Raw genomic sequence first — 2,455 nt, 5'->3', positions numbered from 1 at the left:
AGAGTTTTACGTGAGCTCTGTCATCAGGTGTGGGCATCAACCTGAGATTTTCAAGGTCAATGTATATGTCTCTACTGGAGATGCATCCAACTTTGCTTCCATAAACCTCAAATAGTTTAACGTATCTTTCAACCCACTTCGGCAAAGCTATAGCATCATCATCCGTAAACAACACTATGTCGCCAGTAGAAGCGTCTTTCCCCATGTTTAGGGCATGCGCAAAATACCCAACCCTCTGCTCCAGTACTATGCAATTAAGGTTAAGGGCATTACACACCTTCTCAACGCCATCAACTTCCACGCTCTTAACCACTATAACTACCTCATGAGGCTTAACTGACTGGTAAGCGAAACTACGAAGAAGAGTACCCAGCCTTCCTAGACTTGTTGACGGTACAATTACGGAAACCTTCATAACCAATTTCTTAACCTTCCTTAATTAGCCTTTCAAAGATTTCAATATACCTCTTAGCTATGTTGATGTAGTCAAATTGCTTAACGAATTCAATGCCATTTGTTGATAATCTAATCCACAGCTCTTCATCGACCAGCAATCTTTCAAGTACCGCGGCGTAGTCCTTAGGTTTAAGGCTCCTCACCCTCACCCCATTATATCCATCTATAACGACCTCCTCAGGTACTGCATCTGAAACCACTACAGGCGTACCACAGGCCATGGCTTCCATGGCTGTGAATGGGAATGCTTCATTGCTTGATGGTAATATTAATGCCTTAGCGCCGCATAAAATCCTTATCTTCTCCCTCTCCTCAGCATTAAAGTGCAATTCAATGGAGTTATTACCCTTGGCTAGTTCCTCTACCTGCTTTGAATATGGTCCTATTACGGCTAAGTTAACGTCATATCCCTTCCTTCTAAGTATATCAATAGTTTTTATGCTAATTTCAGGATTCTTCACGGATCTAGTGCCTATGTGTACTATAGTATTGCTCCGCTGCCGATAATCTAACGGATTATAGAGACTTAGCTTCATTGGTAATGGTATTATAGCTTCACAGTTAACTATACTAGCATACTCTTGTCTACTCTTGCTAGAAACGCAGATTACCATGTCATAGGTTGCATAAAGTGCCTTGATTACCATGTGTTGAATTTTTGAAATAGAAATAGGTCCATGAGCAATCGCAATCTTTGGTCTAAAGCTTAAAGGAATAACACCATTAACTATAGCAATATCTACCTCCTCTTTCTTGAGAAGCTTAGCTCCTTTAATTAACCAGTCGAATGTTATTCTACTCCAAGGATCCCCATGTGTTGGCTTATCCATTAGTGTCATTACCTCTATCTCCTCATCTAATGCATGTATATCCTTAATCCACTTACTTAATTCATCCCTATCAACGTTATAGAAGCCCCAGCTAATCACTACAACATCATGGCCAAGCTTCCTGAACGCCTCCCCAAGCCAGGCTATAAACCTGTTGACACCGTCAATGTGCGTTATGTATCCACGGCGTATTAATGCAATCTTCATACCAGTCACTTCATAGGTTTTGCCGCAATAGCTAATATTTCGGCTAGGCCTGGAGATATAGCTGATGCCACCTTATCAATTACGTGAAGTAAGCTATTGTGAGGGTATGATGTACCCTTTACACCCACTACATTGAATCCATGCAGTCTTAATAATTCTTTTAACGCTCTGAGAGTATATAGCCTTAAGTGTCCGCTTAACGGCTCATTAGTGCTCCTGAGCGGTTTACCAACATTGTACTTGGTGCTCACTTCGCTCCAATAGGGCTGATACCCTAATAGGAGAATGAGCCTATTAACCCACCGAGCCAGGTTAGGTGTTTTCAATATGAATATACCGTCTGGCTTAAGTATCCTGTATGCTTCCTCAATGCATTGTCTGGATTAACTAGGTGCTCTATTACCTCCTCCATTATGACTGCGTCAAAGTAATTGTCTGGAAAGGAAAGCTTATCAGTATTGAGATCAGCCTTAACGGTAATTATCCCTTTTTCACTGGCTTTATTAAGAGCCTCATAATTGATATCGCAGCCATACAATGCCCTAACTCTAACATGCTTAGCAACTTCAGATAAAATTGACCCATCACCAAATCCAAGTTCAATGATGCTATCTATCCTTCCCCCATACATGTTTAACAGATCCACAGAGTCTTTAACCCTTGGATGCATTAAATACTTCACCATATATTTTCAATAGCATATCCACCACATTGCTCCAAGTAATCACTCCGCTCTTTCCGATCTCACCAAGTTTTTCGCCTAGCCCCCTATCTTGAATAAGTATTGTTATTGCTTCGGCTAGGGCTTTAGGGTCCCTGGGTGGTACCAGGAGTCCATTAATCATGTGCTTTACCCTGTATGGTATTTCGCCTGTAGCTGAGGCTATTACTGGTTTTTCCCTGGCCCATGCCTCCGTTATTGCCAGTGAATACGCTTCTACATAGTTACTTACGCTGGGTAG

The 2,455-nt window shown here is 41.6% G+C and carries 5 protein-coding genes; all 5 read right to left on the bottom strand.

Going from position 1 to position 2,455, the window contains the following annotated elements:
• A partial coding sequence (locus tag ACP5L5_RS11615; protein WP_428763978.1) for a glycosyltransferase family 2 protein occupies positions 1–415 on the bottom strand: 415 nt, incomplete at its 3' end.
• A 10-nt stretch (positions 416–425) separates the two neighbouring features.
• Complete coding sequence (locus tag ACP5L5_RS11610) at positions 426–1,493, bottom strand: glycosyltransferase family 4 protein (protein ID WP_428763976.1); 1,068 nt, start codon at positions 1,491–1,493, stop codon at positions 426–428.
• Between the two features lie 5 nt (positions 1,494–1,498).
• A complete protein-coding gene (locus ACP5L5_RS11605) occupies positions 1,499–1,744 on the bottom strand; it encodes a hypothetical protein (protein ID WP_428763975.1) in 246 nt (81 codons plus the stop codon).
• A gap of 71 nt (positions 1,745–1,815) precedes the next feature.
• Positions 1,816–2,163 (bottom strand): class I SAM-dependent methyltransferase, encoded by a 348-nt coding sequence (locus tag ACP5L5_RS11600; protein WP_428763973.1) that lies wholly within the window; start codon positions 2,161–2,163, stop codon positions 1,816–1,818.
• A partial coding sequence (locus ACP5L5_RS11595) for a glycosyltransferase (protein ID WP_428763971.1) occupies positions 2,147–2,455 on the bottom strand: 309 nt, incomplete at its 5' end. The genes ACP5L5_RS11600 and ACP5L5_RS11595, both read right to left, overlap by 17 nt.

It is taken from the genome of Vulcanisaeta sp., from assembly GCF_049966235.1.
Classification (GTDB): Archaea; Thermoproteota; Thermoprotei; order Thermoproteales; family Thermocladiaceae; genus Vulcanisaeta; species Vulcanisaeta moutnovskia.
The sequence above is the reverse complement of the archived record's forward strand: the minus strand, read 5'-3'. Positions and strand labels throughout refer to the sequence as shown.